Consider the following 18,388-nt stretch of genomic DNA (forward strand, 5'->3'; position numbering starts at 1 on the left):
TTCGTCATCATATAACCCCGCCTCATGAGCATAATTAATTTATACGATCGATTGATCGGCAAATCAACCATATCGCTGGATCAGTCCGGGTTAGGCGACGATGGACAAACACTTTTCGCTACCCTTCATAATCTGACTGACGAACCGCTTACGTTGAACGTTTCAGTAGGTCCTAAATGGAAAGATGCAACCAAATCCGGATTTACCGTTAAAGGTGTTTCACAGCAACCATTATTGGGAATGCAGGCACCTCCACTTACCCTGGATGTGTCAGCCGATGGCGACATCATACATTACCGCATCATCATTGAAACAACAAATGACTGGAATTTCGGAAAAACTTTTCCACAGCTCATAAATACGGAAATGAGCTTATTATCGCCGGGCAATGTCCTTTTTATTCTCGCCACCTCAGGTAGTTCTGAAGAACAGCTATCAATAGGACTAAACTTTAAAGGTAACCTCCAACTTATAAACACAGTTATACTGACTGCCATTGAAGAATTTATTACGGGAACGGCAGCATTGCTGCCCATAAAGGGAACCATTCAAAAGTATGACAACTATCAGCTGCTCACTATCAGGGCACAAATAAAAAATGGAAGCGCTTCTTTGAGTATTGCCAACTTTCTCGACTTCGGGTTTTCTAATCCGGATCTTGCCCTTTATGCCTATATTTATAAAGAAGGGGAGTCCGTTGTTTTTTTTAAAAGAATAGAAGCTATTGTTACTTTAAACGGAACATCCGGCAACCCGGTCACTCTTCCACTGGCACTGCAACTACCTACGTCGGTTACTGGCTGGCAAATAATGTTGCAGCCAGATCAGGATATATCATTATCCGATTTTCTGGAATTCTTAGCCTTGATAGGTTCTGCCGGGCAGTTTAATTTAATGGATGTATTTACAGGCCCGTTAGCAACTGTAAAAGACGTTCTTAAAGCCTTACTGCTGGAGCAGTTTTCTGTCGAAATTACAGGTTCTCTCAACTCAGCTCCACATTTCCGGTCTTTCTCTTTTTTAATCCGGCAGCAAACAGCTACTGCATGGAATATTATTCCGGACAAACTGGCCTTGATGAATCTGCAGGTCTATTTTAATATCACAAAAGAAATTTCAGGATATCAGACTGCTGGTTTTATAAGGGGAGAGTTGGCAATTACAGAAACCATAGCTATCAGTGCATCTATCCCCATACCAGTTGGCAGCGGTGACTGGCAATTCTTTTCCAGCCATTCTGTGCCCCTTTCGGATCTCAACATCCTTTCTAAATTTACCGACGGTTTTTCTATCACATCGCTTTTACCGGAATCACTGGTACAGGCACTTTCTGGTTTAACCTTAAAGGAACTCATGCTGGTTTATAATCCCGGCACAGGCATTAAACAACTTAGGTTTGTAATAAACATGTCGGAGCATTGGACGATTATTCAGGACAGCTTCGAACTAGTTTCACTTAATCTTTCTTTTAAGCTTGAAAAAGGCACAAATGGCTGGGGACTGGCAGGAAGTATTCAGTCCGTATTGCTGGCTGGAGGTATTACGATCGATACGCAGATATCGAAACCTGTTGCCGATGCTGATTGGTCTTTTGACCTATCTGCCGATAGCATACCATTGCCCGGTTTATCGGCTTTGAGCAGACTGATAGGTGGAGAAAATGCCCTGGATGATGTACTGCCGGATAGCCTGCTGAATGCTCAGCTATACCTTAATAGTCCGCGACTGGACTTTGATCTGAGCCAGAGAAAACTAACTGCATTTGGCTTCTCTTTGGCTATGGATGAGATCGACTTTGATGGGGTAAAAATACTTGAAGCAGGTATAAGTGTGGACATTATCTTCGGCGTAGCAAGAGACATAAAAATATTTGGCAAACTTCTGATTTCAGATATCGATGTGTATGTGGAGGGCGCCTCGTTGGATACCGGCGGCTGGCAGTTTTCAGGACAAGCCGCGAGAGGAAACTCTATACAAATCGGCGACCTTATCGTGAAACTGGCTACTCGGTTCGGAATTACGTCTGATGCGCCGGCAGCAATAAAAGGACTTACAGTGTCCAACCTTTTAGTATCCTTCAATACGCAAACCAAAGATCTTTCCTTTTCCATCGAAACCGAATTCCCTATTGATAATAAAGAGTTGGACGCAGTAATCAACATCGATATCACCCACAACAATGATAAATACAGCCGTGAATTCAGCGGTATTGTCAAAGTCGGCGACCTTGAATTTGACCTGGTCTTCGACCAGGAGCAGGACACAGGCACTATTTTCCTGGCGGCTTTTGAAAATAAATCTGGCAAGTATGAAACTATCAGACCGCTGGTAGCACTTATCACAGATGATACAGATATCCTGAATGCAGCAAACGGCATTTCCTTTAACCTGAAAGATGCGTTGCTGGTCATCGACAAGGGAACAACTACAAAGATTCTGTTCGGACTGGATATCGGTGGCGGTTTAGATATCTCTAATCTCCCACTCGTTGGCAAAATGCTGCCTGAAAATGCTACCCTACGCATGACCTTCCAGCCTTTGCTGACCAATGACGACTTCCTGGCTGCCGATATAAACAAGGTGCGCCCCCTGGTGCCTTCTGGAGGGTTCCAGCTGCCTCAGGAGGCAAAAGGACGGTTGGGTTTTAACACCCAGCTGATGATCGGGGAACAGAAATTTGACCTCAGCCTGCCCATAGGTGTGAATGATGTCAAGAGCCAGCCACCCACTACCACAACGCCGCCCGTGACACCCACCGTTGCTCCGCCGGCAAACACTGCGAACATCAAATGGTTCGTTATCCAGAAACAGCTCGGACCAGTAACGTTCGGACGGGTAGGGGTTCAGTTTCAGGATTCCCGGCTGTACTTCTTCCTCGATGCCTCCCTTTCGCTGGCCGGCCTCACCATCTCACTCGACGGCCTCTTCGCCAGCAGTACGCTCAACCCGATTCAACCTGCATTTGGTCTTCATGGCCTGGGTATTGACTATAAGAATGATCCGTTGGAGATTGGCGGCACTTTTCTCCGGCAAACAATTACGGATACATCCGGTAACACTTATGATACTTACGATGGTACTGCTATCATCCGCACTGAGAAGTTTGCATTGGCAGCTTTAGGTTCCTATGCCTATTACCAGGGCCATCCATCTTTGTTTATCTATGCATTTGTAGATGTGCCGCTTGGCGGGCCTGCCTTTTTCTTTGTCACCGGGCTTGCTGCTGGCTTCGGGTATAACCGCCGTGTTATGGTACCCACACTTGAAGGAATAAGGACTTTCCCACTGGTAGAACAGGTGTTTTCCGGCCCGCCCGATACAACCCAGGGGCTAAGCGGCGTGATCAATCAATTGCATGAGGTAATACCTCCTGCAACGGGCGAGTACTTTCTGGCCGCAGGTATCCGGTTCAGCTCTTTTAAGATCATTGACTCCTTCCTGTTATTGATGGTGCGCTTCGGAACTGAGTTTGAAGTAGATATTCTGGGCCTTTCCACCCTGGTACTTCCCACGCCGGATACCGGCTCGCTCATAGAGCCGCTCGCAGAAATACAGTTAGCGTTGCAGGCTGTTTTTAATCCGTCAAAAGGTTATCTGAAAGTGCAGGCCGGATTAACGGCTGCCTCCTTCCTGCTTTCCCGGAATTGCCACCTGACAGGCGGTTTCGCATTTTATACCTGGTTTAAAGACAGTGACGATGGCGCTTCTGCCGGTGATTTTGCACTTACAATAGGGGGCTATCATCCGCGGTTTAAGCCACCTGCTTACTATCCGCGGGTTGCACCACTTGGTTTCAACTGGCAGGTGATACCAGAGCTAATCATCAAAGGTGATTTTTACTTTGCCTTATTACCTTCGGCCGTTATGGCCGGTGGTTACCTGAGCGCCACCTGGACCAGCGGCAATCTGAGTGCATGGTTCAACATAGGGGCCGATTTCATCATTTCATGGAAGCCCTATTTCTACGATGCAGACATGTATGTTGATATGGGAGCATCCTACACGTTCCACCTTTTTGGAACGCATCATATCTCTGTCGATGTGGGCGCCGACCTTCATATCTGGGGGCCGGAATTTTCGGGTAAAGCGCATGTTCATTTGTATATCATCACTTTTGATGTCCGTTTTGGTGCAAATGATAACCTGGAACCGGAAAAGCTTTCCTGGGAAGAATTCCGGCAGTCTTTCCTGCCAGACAATTCAAAATGGGAGAACACGTCCATTACAAACGGTTTAGTCAAAAAACTGGGTACAGATGATGCCCCGCTTTTCATCGTTAATCCCAAAGATTTTGCAATGGAAACCAGTTCTGCCATCCCTGTCTCCGCTTCAAACCAGACCCTGAGCAGCGACGTCGCTAAAATCAATATCGGGTCGATGGGGATAGATGATAATTCGATCTTCTCCAGCCATAATATAACCATTTTGCTGGGTTCAGTCGATGTTACCACTGATTTTACATTTGCTCCTGTCGTTAAGTATTTACCCAGCGCTCTCTGGGGACCAATTTTTAAACATTCGGAAAATGAGACAGAAGACGAACGACTGATTAAAAATGCATGTACAGGGTTTTCCATAAAAGGAAAACCTGTAACTCCTTCGGCTAATACGCACGATGTAGCCACTGAAAAGCTGTTAGACCAGGATGAATTTTTTAATAGCGGAAATCCCGTTGCATTCAGTAAACCATTACAGTTGAATGGAGCATGGCTGAAAACGACAGGTGTGAGGAATTTAGTGTCTGAGAGTATAGAGTTAGTAGCAGATGGGGAGCGCAGGAGACTGCTAAAGTCATTGAATATACGCGAAGACTATTATCCGAACAAAGAGCTTGCTGATGAATTTATTCTTTCTTCCGTTTTATAAGAAAATCTGAACTACAATTATGTTAGAAAATATCACCCCTCCACGCATTTTATTCTATCAGAATCATAAACCAGCAATGGTTCCTGGTGACTACACCATTACCGTAAGCGGAACTATTTCACACAGGCAAACGAATGGAAAAAATGATGCAATAAATAGTAATAACACTGCTTCTGCAACCACGCGCTTTGCTGTATATGGTGAACGTTTCACTATACAGGAACAAGACGTACGGGCCATTTTTCCGGCGAGCGGAAGTACCGGTGAATATGCAAGTGTATTGCCTCATGTTATCATCAACAGGAATACTTTGCCATGGGAACGTCATGCGTTCACTACCAATAAAGATCTTCCGTGGCTTGCATTATTGTTATTTGATGAAAGCGAAGTGCCGGAAAAAAAGATCATAACAGTCGCTGCCCTGAAAAATACCCCATCAGGCACAATAAATTTTCCGGCATTCTCTATTGAAACCGCTCAAAATGACGAAGAGGCACTTACTGTGATCGATGTACCCAAAGCTGTTCTGGTAAAGATATTACCGTCTGCAGCCAGCCTTTTGTTGCTGGCCCACACTCGCCAGGGCGTTAATGAGACGCATGAACTTGTAGGAGAGGAGAACGCTGTTGTATTTAGTAACCGCCTGCCGGCACAGGGAGTGCGGAGTACAATGCACCTGGTGTCGGTGGAGGGAAGGTATAATGCGAACGGCTTTGATTTTTCCGGGAATGGAAATCTTTTTCGATTGGTAAGCCTGAAAAGCTGGGAGTTTTATACGCTGGAACACTTTAAGATTACGGGTATTACCTTAAGTGCAATTAAAGATAAGGCCTCTGAAGACTTGCCCGGACTTTCAACTTTGCTCGACCGTGAGTTTGCAGGTACAGAAAGTAGTTTTCTTGATGAAGTGGCCCAGGTCATAGGAAAGAGTGCAGTGCCCGACGCTTATAAAAATGATCTGATAGCAGGAGCAAGGTTTGATAAGACCTTTGATGGACTGCTTAAAGGCCTGAACAAGGACTTGCTTACATTGCGTTTGCCGCCAAACACTGATACTGCTGCCGAACGGTTCTTGTCACAGGGATTGACACCACTGGTGCACCATTTTCGTAATGGTGATCAATCGGTGTCCTGGTACAGAGGCCCGTTTTTGCCTTTTCAACCAAAGTCTGTTGACGACGATGCTGTACAAAAGTTACTACCGGAAACGTCAGACGATCTGTCACAATTTTATGCTGAAAATGGTATGTTCAATGTTACCTACTCAGCAGCATGGGAAATTGGACGGCTGATGGCGCTGTCAAGTAAGGATTTTTCAGTAAACCTGTTTAAATGGAAGCGTTTAACAGCGCAACATGTGCACAAAACCCGCCAATCGGCAGCGCATGAACATTTACCTGTTTTTGCCCACGGTCACAATCACGAGTTGGAAAAGTCACTTTGGGATTTGCATCTTCAACCCTGGCTTAACCAACTGGCAACACTTCAAAACATTCCCGGCAATTACCTTCTGCCAGATGAAAAACTATTGCCGAAGGAATCTATCCGCTTTTTTTATGTAGATAAAAACTGGCTGGTTGCTGCTTTGAGTGGCGCATTCAGTGTAGGAGGGGATTGGGATGCAGCCAGTCAAAAGGACGACAATTTCTTTAATGATTTCCTTGATCTGGAAGGTTGCCGTATTAAAGGGTTCCTGCTACGTTCCGACTTGGTGGATGGTTGGCCCGGCCTTATCATTGATGGTTATGATGCAAACAATACGAAGTTGCTTCCACTGCGTCGCCAGCTCTCGAAGAATATTCTGCTGTGTCTCTTCGATGCAGATATTGACAAAGTTGTTTTTCATCAAAAAACGGAAGTGATGCACTTGGGCCTGGAAAAAGATAATGAAAATTTCTTGAAACGGATCAGGAATGAAGACGGTACAGAAACAAACATTACAATACCCATCACCTGGCAGTCAAATTCCGGAGCAAGGGTAATTAACATGGCCGAACTTGCTAAAGGGCTTAACAAAGATGGTAGGCCTGCCAGTTTTGCCATGAATATGATAGAAGGAATACCCAGAGTTATTTTTAACATTAAAAATATTGTTCCATCAGATTGACTCATATATCTGTTGGTATTTCTCTAAATAACTGACAATTGATTTTAGCAAGGGTGCCTCTTGTATGGGGCACCCTTTAATACTTTAACATTCTTTTGTCTCCGGAATATTCCACTACGTCGAACCTTTTTAACTCTTTGTCTATAATAAAGTTTTACCCTTAAAGACTGATTATCTTACAGTCATGAAAACAAGGATATCTATCATTCTTACTCACCTTCTTTTCCTTGCGGGATTTGTCAGCTTCCCGGTTTTCACAATACCGCCCTCAGGGGAACATATTAATTTAAATACAGGAGAATTTTCCCAGTCACTGGTTTTAAATAATATATTGGCTGCTGCAGGATATTATCTGAATTACTATTATTTCATTCCTTCATTTAATCTTAAAAGAAAATATATACACTATACCGTTTCATTGTTGCTGACAGCCTCTATCTATCTTTTTATTCCTTCTGTATGTAATATTGTTTTAAATAGGTTAGCGTTACCCTTTCACTTTATTGATTCATTGATTGTACCTACCGGCCCATTACTGATGCTTACACTGGCCTTTATGCTTTCTTACATCTTACATAAACATAATGAATGGAAGCAGTCGCAACGGGATAAGATGGAAATAGAAATGCAGAAAAATGCTGCGGAGATGATCTTACTTAAGAATCAGATCAATCCTCACTTTTTTTTCAATACTTTAAATGGCATTTATGCTTTGGCGATCCGGCAATCTGATAATACTGCACCTGCTATATTACAGCTATCACAGATGATGCGATATGTGTTGTATGACAGTGAGGAAGAAAAAGTATTGCTGGAAAAGGAAATTGCTTACATGCGTGGATATGTAAAGATGCAGCAAATGCGACTGGGGAGTAATAATAGAGTAAACTTTGAAATAAATGGTGCTGCTACGGGATTAACTATTGTCCCATTATTAATGATACCATTTATAGAGAATAATTTCAAATATGGAATATCGGGCAACCGGGAAACCCGGATGAGTATTATTATTGACATTACTGAGAAGATACTTAGATTCAAGTCGAAAAATACGATTGTTCTTCGTAATCAGGATGATAATTATAAAGGGATAGGTATCAGTAACGTCAGGCGCCGGCTGGATTTAGCATATCATGGCCGGCACGATTTGTTTATCAGCGAATTGTCGAATGAATTTGTTGTTCAACTGGAAATAAAACTCTAAACGATGTTACATTGTATTGCTATTGACGACGAACCGCTTTCTCTCGACATACTGAAAGCCTATAGCGAACCCCTGAATAATATAACATTGGCCTGCACCTTTACCAGTACTACGCTGGCCAGGCAATACCTCGATAACAACACTGTAGACCTTATATTCCTGGATATTGAAATGGCGGATATTGACGGTTTGTCTTTTTACAGATCGCTTAATACAAAGCCTATGGTCATCTTTACCACAGCTTATAGTAGTTACGCTGTTCAGGGTTTTGAGATCGCAGCGCTGGACTACCTGTTAAAACCAATCAGCATTGAACGCTTTCTGCAAGCGATTCAGAAAGCCTGTCATCTTATGGCTTTCCACCAGCATATCATGCATACAAATACATCTTTCCTTAGTGTCAGATCAGAATATCAGACTAAGAAGATTGCGCTGTCTGAAATACTGTATATAGAGGGACTAAATAATCATGTAAAGATCTATACAGATAGTTCTCCCAAGCCTATCCTTTCAATGATGTCCATGAAAGAAATCTTATCAAAGTTATCTGGCCGGAGATTCGCCAGGATACACCGGTCTTATATTATTGACTTATCAAAGGTAACATCCTATAATAGCCGCCATATCTTCATAGAAAATAAGCAATTTCCTATTGGTGACACCTACCGTAATGTAACAAAACACCTGATAGAACCATCTGACGGTTCTCCATTATTTTAGGTGGATTCTCCCATTTATTTTTTAAGCGAAGACCTTACACTATAGATTTGTAACGGGATTATAAAAAAGATTTTCGCTGAAAAGATCTACACCACAGTAGACTCATCTATCAGATAAGGTAGATGCTGTAAATGATATACTATGAAATTTTTGTTACGAATGCTGATTCTTATATCATTTTGTTATGAAGGGTATGCACAGCGTCCGTTACCACCGCCTTTTAAGGCTAACGGCATGCAGAAGATCTTAATAGAAGAAAACAATAAAACTGGTACTAAAGATACCATCAAACAAGGAAGTTTTATAAAGTTATGGTTCTGGTCAAAGGGGAAAAGGATAATGGAACAACCATTGATAAGAAGTGATTTTAATCGTCATACTTATTATGTCGAATCCAATCTGATAGCAATAACCGATAGCGCATTGATCTTTGTAAAACGTCCTCCTTTCATCCCTTTGCCAATTCCTTTACCCCTGGGCTCATTAGACTTCGATACTGTTAAAATTGCAGATATAACATCGTTCAGGACATTGAACAGAAGTGTAGAAGGGGGCGTTAAAGGCGCTGTCATGATGCCAACTATGTCGTTCATGCCGGAATATTTTACCACTTTCCCAGGTATGCTCTTTATGATGCCATCCATGCAGATCGGGACTACCTTTTTGGGAGATGCTGTATTCCGGTTTCACAGGATGAAACGACAGCATCCACGCTTCCGACTGACGGTTGGAGAAATGCCAGCTGATTCTATGTATTATATTAAGAGACGAAAACTACTGAATGAAAAAGATTACGAATGGGAGATTGAACGGTCAGAGCGTTACGATAAGATGTACAGGAGAATAAAACATGATCTTTCTGATCAGATACTGGATGAATTTGTAGGGAATCGTATCATTAGTGTGTCCCTTGGATCTATGTTTGTTGCTGGGTATAGCAAAGGATCCGAAGATCTTAATACAAGAGTGAATATATCGGACCGGAAATTTGTATTCGGCTTGTCTTCCGAGCATTTCATTTCACAAAAGCATCGGGTAGGCATAGAGATACAAATGAATAAAACTGAAAGGTTTACTTCTGTAACAGGATCATCATCTTTACATATTACTGGTAGTTCAGGCATGATCCTTTCAAACTTTGCATATATAAAATTTGGTCTGGGTGGTCTTTACAACGAGCGTTACAAAAGCAAACTAAGGACACAGATTGCTGCATTGGATGCAGACGCAATCAGTGAAGCTGATGAAGTCAGTCTTGGTTTTATTCAGTCAAAAAGGGCGTTTCTCAGAACAAAACTAACAGCGGAACCCAAACCATATTTCATGTTCGGGGCAGGTGCGGTGAATACAACGCTGATCCGGATCAAAGGTAGTATGAGCAGCGGTATAAATACTACCGATTATTCACAGCAAAAGTTTTCCCTTGAATCCGGGCTGGGAATCTTTTCCCGACTGGGCCGGCGCCTCACTTATGATATGTCAGTAAAGTACCTGTGGAGCCCCGATTATACACCTTCAATAGGTGGTTTGACAAGTTATAGTGGTGTAAGATTGCAGTTTAATGTTGGATATATGGTAGGTAGCAGCTTTGTAAGAATGAGAAGGCAGCTGAGATCAATATCAACGAACAGGGAATAGTATGATTGATAAGAGACATTTTTGGCTACAGATAAGAAAGACGGTTTCTGGGAATGCCTGTTTGGAATGTCTTAGTTAAAGGACTTTCTGAATGCTAATGGCGTTACACTTGTTTTATTCTTGAAAAATTTATTAAATGACTGAGGATATTCAAATCCCAATTCATAAGCAATTTCACTTACAGACAATGAAGTTGTAGTGAGTATCTCCTTAGCCTTCTCAATTAATTTCAAATTCCGCCATAAAGAAATACTTCAGGTTATGTGATAGCTTAAAATTATGTAACTTGGTTGCAAATTTAAGTGAGATTATGGAAAATAAAACCGGAAAACCAGAATTTTGGGAATCAGTCTTTATCGAAAAGCAGGAGATGTGGGGCTTCGAGCCATCAAATTCTGCCGTATTGACGAAGGACTTTTTTGTCCGGGAATCAGTAAAGAATATCCTGATTCCTGGAATTGGTTACGGACGGAATGCGCAAATTTTCAAAGACAACGGAATAACTGTAACAGGGATTGAGATATCGAAGACTGCTATTGAAATTGCAGGAAAACATTACGGCACAGATATGACGATCTATCATGGTTCTGTAACTGCTATGCCATTTGATAATTGCCAATATGATGGAATATTCTGCTATGCTTTAATTCATTTATTGGATAGTGACGAAAGAGAGAAATTAATCGGCGACTGCTATAATCAATTGGCAGAGAATGGGTACATGGTTTTTACAGTCATTTCGAAAGAAGCGCATACCTATGGCAAGGGCAAATTTATTAGCAAGGATCGTTACGAAATATTTGATGGAGTCAAAATGTTTTTTTATGATAGAGAATCCATCCATACAGAGTTTGACAAAGCCGGACTATTTGAAATCATAGAAATTAACGAGAATTATCCATTTTTTTTAATTAAATGTAGAAAAGGCAGTAACCAGTAGGATATAGGCAGTGTCAATGATGGTTGATATCAATAAATTTAATTTCCATTATTCTCTGCTCAAAATCATTTGCAGGAACCAACGCCCGCGACTTAATCCTCATTTTATAAGTATATATCGTGCTAACGCTATAATCCAGTATTTGGGCTATGGCCTCATGCTCATTTATTCCGAGGCGTATTAAGGCGAATATCCTGAGCGTAGCATTGAGCGTTTCATCGGATTTCGGCCAAATTTGATCTTCCTTTTTTAAAAGTGCATTAAAAGATGCGATGAAATTAGGGAACATCGTTAAAAAAACGGTATCAAGCATGTTGTATAAATTCCCTTTTTCTTCTTCGATATGAACGTTGTTTAAAAAAAGGTTGACGTCTTTATATTTTCCCAGTTTGATATTGTGCAGGGTTTTGTGTTTTATTCTATCTAACGTTTCTATATATGATGAACACGTTTTAAAAAACAACCCGATAAGTTCCTCCTTTATTTTAGAAGATTCCCAGAGTTTTCCATTTACACTTTCCAGTTCATTGTTTTTTATCTTTATCATCAGTTCGTTTGCTTTGATCCGCAATATTTGCCTCCGGTAAATAACCAGCATAAAAAACAATATGACGGCAACGATCAGAAAGGTCAAAAAGCCTATGAGCAGCTTATCTTTTTCATGTTGTTTCTCATCGATCATTTTACCCGCAATCAATGGTAACATCGATTCGATCTGTACTGCATGATTTCTGGCGCCATAAAGCCTGGCGTTACGGGAAGCTTCCTGCATGAAGATATAAGCATCGCTTGTTTTACCCAATTTAAACATTTCCTGCCCGAGTAAAAATATAGCAAGTGTTTCTTTGGTTGAGGAACGAATATCATTTATCGCAGCAAGCGTAAGAAAAAGTATCCGGTCGTGACCCGTATAGGCATAACTAATTCTGGTAGCTACCATCGCAATATTGTGTTCAGGCAGGTGATGCTGGATAATAATATTATAGAAAAAATCGGGAGTTAAATTTTTATGTTTTACTGAATCCGCAAGGAAGGCAAGGTTGATAGTTCTCTCAAAATCATTGGCAGGAGTAACGATCTCGGCATTTTTAAAATCCTCCTCCGATTGCTTGTAATAGCTCCGTGAAAAATAAGCATCGTTATCATAGGCTGCAATACCAGCATTCAGCCGCGCCCGCAAGAACAGGTAATCGGTTTTGAGTGAGTTGGACAACTCTCTGGCATCTATTTCCCTGGTAATGTCGAAAGCTTCTTTATAAAATCCTGAATTAAGTAAAGTGCTTCCCAACATCATCTTGCTCCGGATCAGAATGTCCTTTTTCTTAAACTTCTCCGAAATGTCGATCATCCTTTTAATGTAAACAAATGCAGAATCGAATTTAAAGGACTCGTACTCTTCAAAAATCTTTGAATAAAGGTCGAACTGTGCATTGAAATTTGTGCTGTCCGTATGAAGCAACTGAAACCGCAGTAGGTTTATTCGCTTTTCTTTGTTCTGATCGTAAAGGTTTTCTCTGGCAAGCTCAGATTTCAGGATCGTTAAAAGGCTGTCTGATTTTGGGTTTTGCGAATATCCATTAAAACTTGTGAGCAAAAAAAGTGAAGCAAATAATATTTTATTCATATAGATCTGAGATCTAGTTTAAGTAATGCGGAATTTTTCCGCCCCTGTACAGAGGAAGTTCCCAACAATTGTTTTTCAATCCGAAATTAATTAACCGGTTTTAAAAATGCAGCACCAACCATTTTTTTGCCAGCCTGTAATTACGGTGGAAGCCTCAACAGCTGATCCAGGTGCTTTTTTAGCGGTTAAAAAGTACGGTTTTTTGCCTTGTAATTTGGTGGAAACATTCCAATAGCCTTAGATTTTTCGCCACAGAAATCTGTATAAAAGATTGATTGTTAATTATATAGTTTAAAAAACAGTTAGATTTTTTTACCTGACTGAGTTATTGCAGCTTAACACGCCTAATTAGTGATTTAATTTGACACGCCATTTAGAACGCCATGACGGGCGGTGGCATCACCAATCATCAGCTGCAGCGATGAACGATGAAATTCCCACGTTTATGAACCAATTAAGCAGACCGTTATGCCAATAAAAATTCTACGATTATTAAGTTGTTTCGCCATTATTCTTGCTCATGCCACCCCGGTATTCTCGCAAAACAGGGTCATAGATGGAAAAGTAATTGATTCGGCTACTACAAGTCCATTGCCTGGAGTGACTATCAGGATTGGAGGAACCCACTCCGGAACCACAACCGACGCAAATGGTTCATTCCGGTTGACGGTGACAGCAGCAGACCAGGTGTTCATCTTTTCCTCTATTGACTATACTTCGCAAACGGTTCCTATAACCAATCTTAACACCTTATTGGTGAAGCTGGCTCCATTGAGTCGTGAACTTAAAGGCGTTGAGGTCATCAGTGTTGGTTACGGCACCCTGGATAGGAGAGAAGTATCGAGTGCAATAACGCATGTGAGCGCTAAGGAACTGAAATCCGTCGCAAGTAATAATCCCTTAATGTCCTTACAGGGAAAAGTGGCAGGATTAACCATCTCTAATACGTCTACGGCCGATCCCAACTCCTCACCGAGTGTCCAGCTGCGGGGTGTATCATCACGTAGTGCCGGTTTGGGGCCGCTATATGTTGTGAACGGGGTGCCGGGTGGTAATATCGATAACATCAACCAAAATGATATCGAATCGATCGATGTGCTTAAAGGCGGTGCGGCATCGGCTATCTATGGTACCCGCGGTAGTAATGGCGTTATCATTATCACCACCAAAAAGGGCACAGGCGATTCAAAATTGATTTACAACGGCTATGTCAGTTTTGATAAACTCACTAAAATACCGGATGTGCTCAGTGCCAGCGATTTCCGTAAGTACCGGGTTAATGCCACGCCGGCCCGGGGTATTGACTATGGGGCCAATACCAACTGGTTGAAAGCCGTTACCCGTTCGCCTGCATACGGACACAAACACACCTTACAGCTTTCAGGCGGTACAGCCCGTGATAACTATTTTGCCTCTGCCGACTACCGGGATGCCAGCGGCATCGACCTGCGTGCCTACAAAAAGGAATATGGCGCCCGTCTAAATGTGAATCATAGCTCAAAAGAAAATGTCTACACCGCTTCCCTGAACGTTGCGCCAAGGTATATGCATACCAGCAACTCCGATCAGGGAAATTTTAACAACGCCATTACACTTAACCCTACCTTGCCTGTTTACGACAGCACAGGCTATCATTATATTAATACCGGTTTTTTCGCAAACAATCCGGTCGAAAATGCCCGGCTTATTAAAAGTGAGGCAGAGATAAAGGAACTGGATATAAGCGGCTCCCTGAAGGTGAATATCCTTAAAAATCTGAGTTCGACAATAACTATATCCGGAATCAAATCATCCTACAAAAATCTGTATTTCACACCGTCTACCCTTACAACCATCGTTCATGCCGGCCAGACAACCAAGACCAACTATGCCTCACAGGAGCAACAGGATAACGACCAGAAGAACATCGAGTGGTTAATCAATTACGCGCTCAACATTAAAAGAAACCACTTTAAGGTATTAGGAGGGTATTCGTACAGCTATTTCAATTACCAGCAGTTCAGCGCCAATAACTACGATTTTCCGTTCGATACGTTCCTGTGGAACAACCTTGGCTCGGGTACCTGGAATGGCGGCGATAAGGGTAACGGTCAAAACGCTGCATCCTCTACCCAGAATGATTCCCGCCTGGCGGCATTTTTCGGCAGGGTAAACTATGATTTTGACAACAAATACATCCTTACCGTGAGCATCAGGCGCGAAGGTTCATCAAAATTTGGTGCCAACAACAAATGGGGTAACTTCCCTGCTGTATCTGCAGCATGGCGTATCTCCGATGAAGGATTTCTAAAAAACAAATTCAGCTGGCTGAACGATCTGAAACTGAGGGCCGATTATGGCGTAACCGGTAACCAGGATTTTGGCAATTACCTGTCGCTGCTGTTATATGGTGGTTATGGCTATTTCCCCTTCGACGGTACTACATACCAGGTTTATGGTCCGTCGCAGAATATCAACCCTAACCTGGGCTGGGAGAAGGCCATCAACTTTAACGCTGGTATCGACTTTGAAATATTCAACAGCCGTTTATCAGGTTCGCTGAACTATTACGTGCGTACCAACAAAGACCTGCTGGGTTATTACAATGTGCCGCTTCCGCCAAACCCTCAGTCACAAACCTTTACTAATGTGGGCACAATGAAGAACTCAGGGTTGGAAGTCCAGTTGAATGCGGAGGCAATAAAGGGCGACGCATTTAGTTACAATATATCATTTGCAACAGCTTTCAATAATAACAAATTCATTTCCTTCTCCAATAAACTTTATCAGGGTACTCCTTTTCAGGATCTGGCAGGTTTGCCTTCTCCAGGTAGCCCTGGTACTATCCAACGTTTGCAGGAAGGCCACCGCATCGGGGAGTTTTATATGTTAAAGTCAGCAGGTGTGGATGCAACCGGCGCATTGCTGGTTTATAAAAAGGACGGAACTGTGGTAGTAGCTAATCAGGCGAATGCAGACGATAAGCAGTTTGTTGGCAATGGCCTGCCTAAATTTTCCGGCTCGCTAGGCAATACGTTCCGATATAAGAACTGGGACCTTAACCTCTTCTTCAGAGGGAACTTTGGCTATAAGCTATTCAACATGCAGGCTTTTTATATAGGTACTCCGGCAACACAATCTGATGCCAATACCTTAAGATCGGCCTACGATCCAAAAAGCAAATATTCAAAGCTTACCAATTCGTCAACTACATCGCTTGCCTCAGATTATTTCCTTGAATCGGGTTCCTTTGTCAAGATCGATAATGTAACCCTGGGTTATAGCCGTGAAATTAATTCTAAATACCTGCGTGCCTTTAGGATTTATGCTGCAGCAACCAACCTGTATACCTTCACTGGCTTTAAGGGTGGTGACCCGGATCTGTACCCCATTAACGGATTAACACCCGGTGTTCAGGGTAATTTGAACTTTTACCCGGCTACAATCCAGATTTTGGCAGGCTTACAGGCAACATTCTAAACAACTAACCGGTACAGAGATGAAAAAGAATTATAAAAATTATATAGTAAATGCCGCTTTGATCACCTTGTTGATTTTGGGCGGTTGCACAAAACTTGATGAGCATGTTTATGACAAAGTAGACGTGTCGCAGTTCCTCACCAGACGTGATGATGTGATCAGAGATTTTTTACGGCCATTTGAACACGCCTACTGGAGCATCCAGGGGAATGATATTTATGCAGTAGGGGAGAATTCTACCGACGAGATAGGTACCTACAACCGTCAGGGCGACTGGCAGGACGGAAACTATTACCAGCGCATGCACTATCATACCTGGACTACGCAGGATGGTTTCGCCAACGGTGCCTGGACTGCTTTTTACCAGGGCATCGTACTCTCCACGAACTCCCTGCAGGATATGGAAGGGATAACTGACCCGGCTAAACTAAACATTACGGCAATCGAGCTGGCCGATTTTAAAGCCGAACTCAGAACACTCAGAGCCTGGTTTTATTTAAGAGCATTTGATTTTTACCGCAATATCGAAATTATAACCGACGTAAAGCATACCACCACCGGCAACAAGCAGTCAACCCCGGAGGAAACCTTCAATTACATTGAGTCGGAGTTGAAAGCGGCGCTGCCAGATCTTCCAAAACATGAAACATTGGGCGAAAAAGGCATCGGCCGGTGGACACAGGCCGGAGCAGCGGCATTACTTGTACGCCTGTATCTTAATGCCAAAGTATACATCAATCAGGACAAATTCAGCGATTGCGCCACGGTTTGCCAGGACATCATAGATGGTAAATACGGTACCTATCAGCTTGATACCCGCTGGGATGCGCCGTTTGATTTTACTAATACTACGCTTAATTCAGAAACGATTTATGGCTTCCCATCCAGTCTTTCACGTACGCATTGGCAATATGATGGTGGCATGTATTTCTTTGCAATGACCTACGACGCGGCGCCATTATATTGTGGCTTTACGGATTTTGGTCAGGCTAACCCGAAGTATGCGCTTCAACCTGGCAGAGATATCGATAGCGTTGAATATAACTTTAAACTAGGCAAGCCTTTTGTTAAGTTCCAGCACTATCCCGACGACTATCGCCTGAAACTTTATAAAAACCTGGGCAACAGTAAACGTGAAGGCATGTTTCTGTACGGCTACCTGCCATATCAGCGTGGAGCCGTTACCGATACCGTTCGTGGCAATAAGGGCTCTTATCCGTTGTTTATCCGCGATCAGGTTGGATGGTTCCTCGATTCAAAACCTGGACAACCAATTGCAGATAAGGAATCAAATATGAATCATGCCGATCATAACTCGGGTGTCTTCTTCCTCAAATATCCTTTATATCCAACTCCCGATCCTAACCGTATTACAGCAGCCTACGCTGAAATACGGTTGTCGGAAATCTATTATTCATTGGCTGAATGTAAATACCGCACAGGAGATAAGGCAGGTGCAGCAATATTGCTGAATGCGGTGCGCATGCGAAACTATCCGGCCGGTTCCCCAAGTCTGTATAAAGCAGATGGCAGTCAGCTCGACGATCAGGAAATACTTGATGAATGGGGACGCGAGTTTTTAGGTGAGAACCGCCGCCGTACTGATTTGATCCGCTGGGGCGTATTTAGCACCGGTACCTGGTGGGATAAACAACCCGATGTCGATAACCATACTGCCATATTCCCAATAGGTCGCAATATCATGGGTGCTAACCCACAATTCGTTCAAAACCCAGGCTATAAATAATATATTACCTGCTGCCTCAAAACCTGACAAGAACCAGACAACAAACATCGGGCTCAGCGCAAATCACAAATACCAGTGAAGCA

The 18,388-nt window shown here is 42.7% G+C and carries 9 protein-coding genes and 1 pseudogene; 8 read left to right on the forward strand and 2 right to left on the reverse strand.

The window, feature by feature from the left end; translation table 11 throughout:
* Positions 1–24: 24 nt before the first annotated feature.
* The 5 genes from BM176_RS15320 to BM176_RS15340 all read left to right on the forward strand — a co-directional run bounded on the left by BM176_RS15320 (position 25) and on the right by BM176_RS15340 (position 10,535).
* Positions 25–4,866, forward strand: a complete 4,842-nt coding sequence (locus BM176_RS15320) for a DUF6603 domain-containing protein (RefSeq protein WP_143097819.1) — start codon at positions 25–27, stop codon at positions 4,864–4,866.
* Between the two features lie 19 nt (positions 4,867–4,885).
* Positions 4,886–6,973, forward strand: coding sequence for a hypothetical protein (locus tag BM176_RS15325; RefSeq protein WP_090104477.1), 2,088 nt, complete (start codon positions 4,886–4,888; stop codon positions 6,971–6,973).
* A 184-nt stretch (positions 6,974–7,157) separates the two neighbouring features.
* On the forward strand, positions 7,158–8,177 hold the full coding sequence (locus BM176_RS15330) for a sensor histidine kinase (RefSeq protein WP_090104479.1): 1,020 nt from the start codon (positions 7,158–7,160) through the stop codon (positions 8,175–8,177).
* 3 nt (positions 8,178–8,180) lie between these two features.
* Positions 8,181–8,897 (forward strand): LytR/AlgR family response regulator transcription factor, encoded by a 717-nt coding sequence (locus BM176_RS15335; protein ID WP_090104490.1) that lies wholly within the window; start codon positions 8,181–8,183, stop codon positions 8,895–8,897.
* A 141-nt stretch (positions 8,898–9,038) separates the two neighbouring features.
* Positions 9,039–10,535: a hypothetical protein gene (locus BM176_RS15340; RefSeq protein ID WP_143097820.1), complete on the forward strand. Its 1,497-nt coding sequence runs from the start codon at positions 9,039–9,041 to the stop codon at positions 10,533–10,535.
* Between the two features lie 71 nt (positions 10,536–10,606).
* Here the strand turns inward: BM176_RS15340 and BM176_RS15345 are convergent.
* A pseudogene (locus BM176_RS15345) lies at positions 10,607–10,765 on the reverse strand (helix-turn-helix domain-containing protein); the annotation flags it as partial.
* An 80-nt stretch (positions 10,766–10,845) separates the two neighbouring features.
* Here BM176_RS15345 and BM176_RS15350 point away from each other — a divergent pair.
* Positions 10,846–11,475 carry a class I SAM-dependent methyltransferase gene (locus BM176_RS15350; protein WP_090104493.1) on the forward strand — a complete coding sequence of 210 codons (630 nt, stop codon included), beginning with the start codon at positions 10,846–10,848 and terminating at the stop codon, positions 11,473–11,475.
* Between the two features lie 13 nt (positions 11,476–11,488).
* Here the strand turns inward: BM176_RS15350 and BM176_RS15355 are convergent, their stop codons facing one another.
* Positions 11,489–13,099 (reverse strand): DUF6377 domain-containing protein, encoded by a 1,611-nt coding sequence (locus BM176_RS15355; RefSeq protein ID WP_090104495.1) that lies wholly within the window; start codon positions 13,097–13,099, stop codon positions 11,489–11,491.
* Positions 13,100–13,567: 468 nt separating this feature from the next.
* Here BM176_RS15355 and BM176_RS15360 point away from each other — a divergent pair, with 468 nt between their 5' ends.
* Entirely contained in the window at positions 13,568–16,558 is a 2,991-nt protein-coding gene (locus tag BM176_RS15360; protein WP_090104497.1) for a SusC/RagA family TonB-linked outer membrane protein, read from the forward strand.
* A 19-nt stretch (positions 16,559–16,577) separates the two neighbouring features.
* The gene (locus tag BM176_RS15365) at positions 16,578–18,305 is read left to right on the forward strand and encodes a RagB/SusD family nutrient uptake outer membrane protein (protein ID WP_090104499.1); all 1,728 of its coding nucleotides are present in this window, start codon (positions 16,578–16,580) and stop codon (positions 18,303–18,305) included.
* Positions 18,306–18,388 lie beyond the last annotated feature (83 nt).

Origin of the sequence: Chitinophaga sp. CF118 (assembly GCF_900112615.1) — a bacterium.
In the GTDB taxonomy this organism is placed as follows: Bacteria; Bacteroidota; Bacteroidia; order Chitinophagales; family Chitinophagaceae; genus Chitinophaga.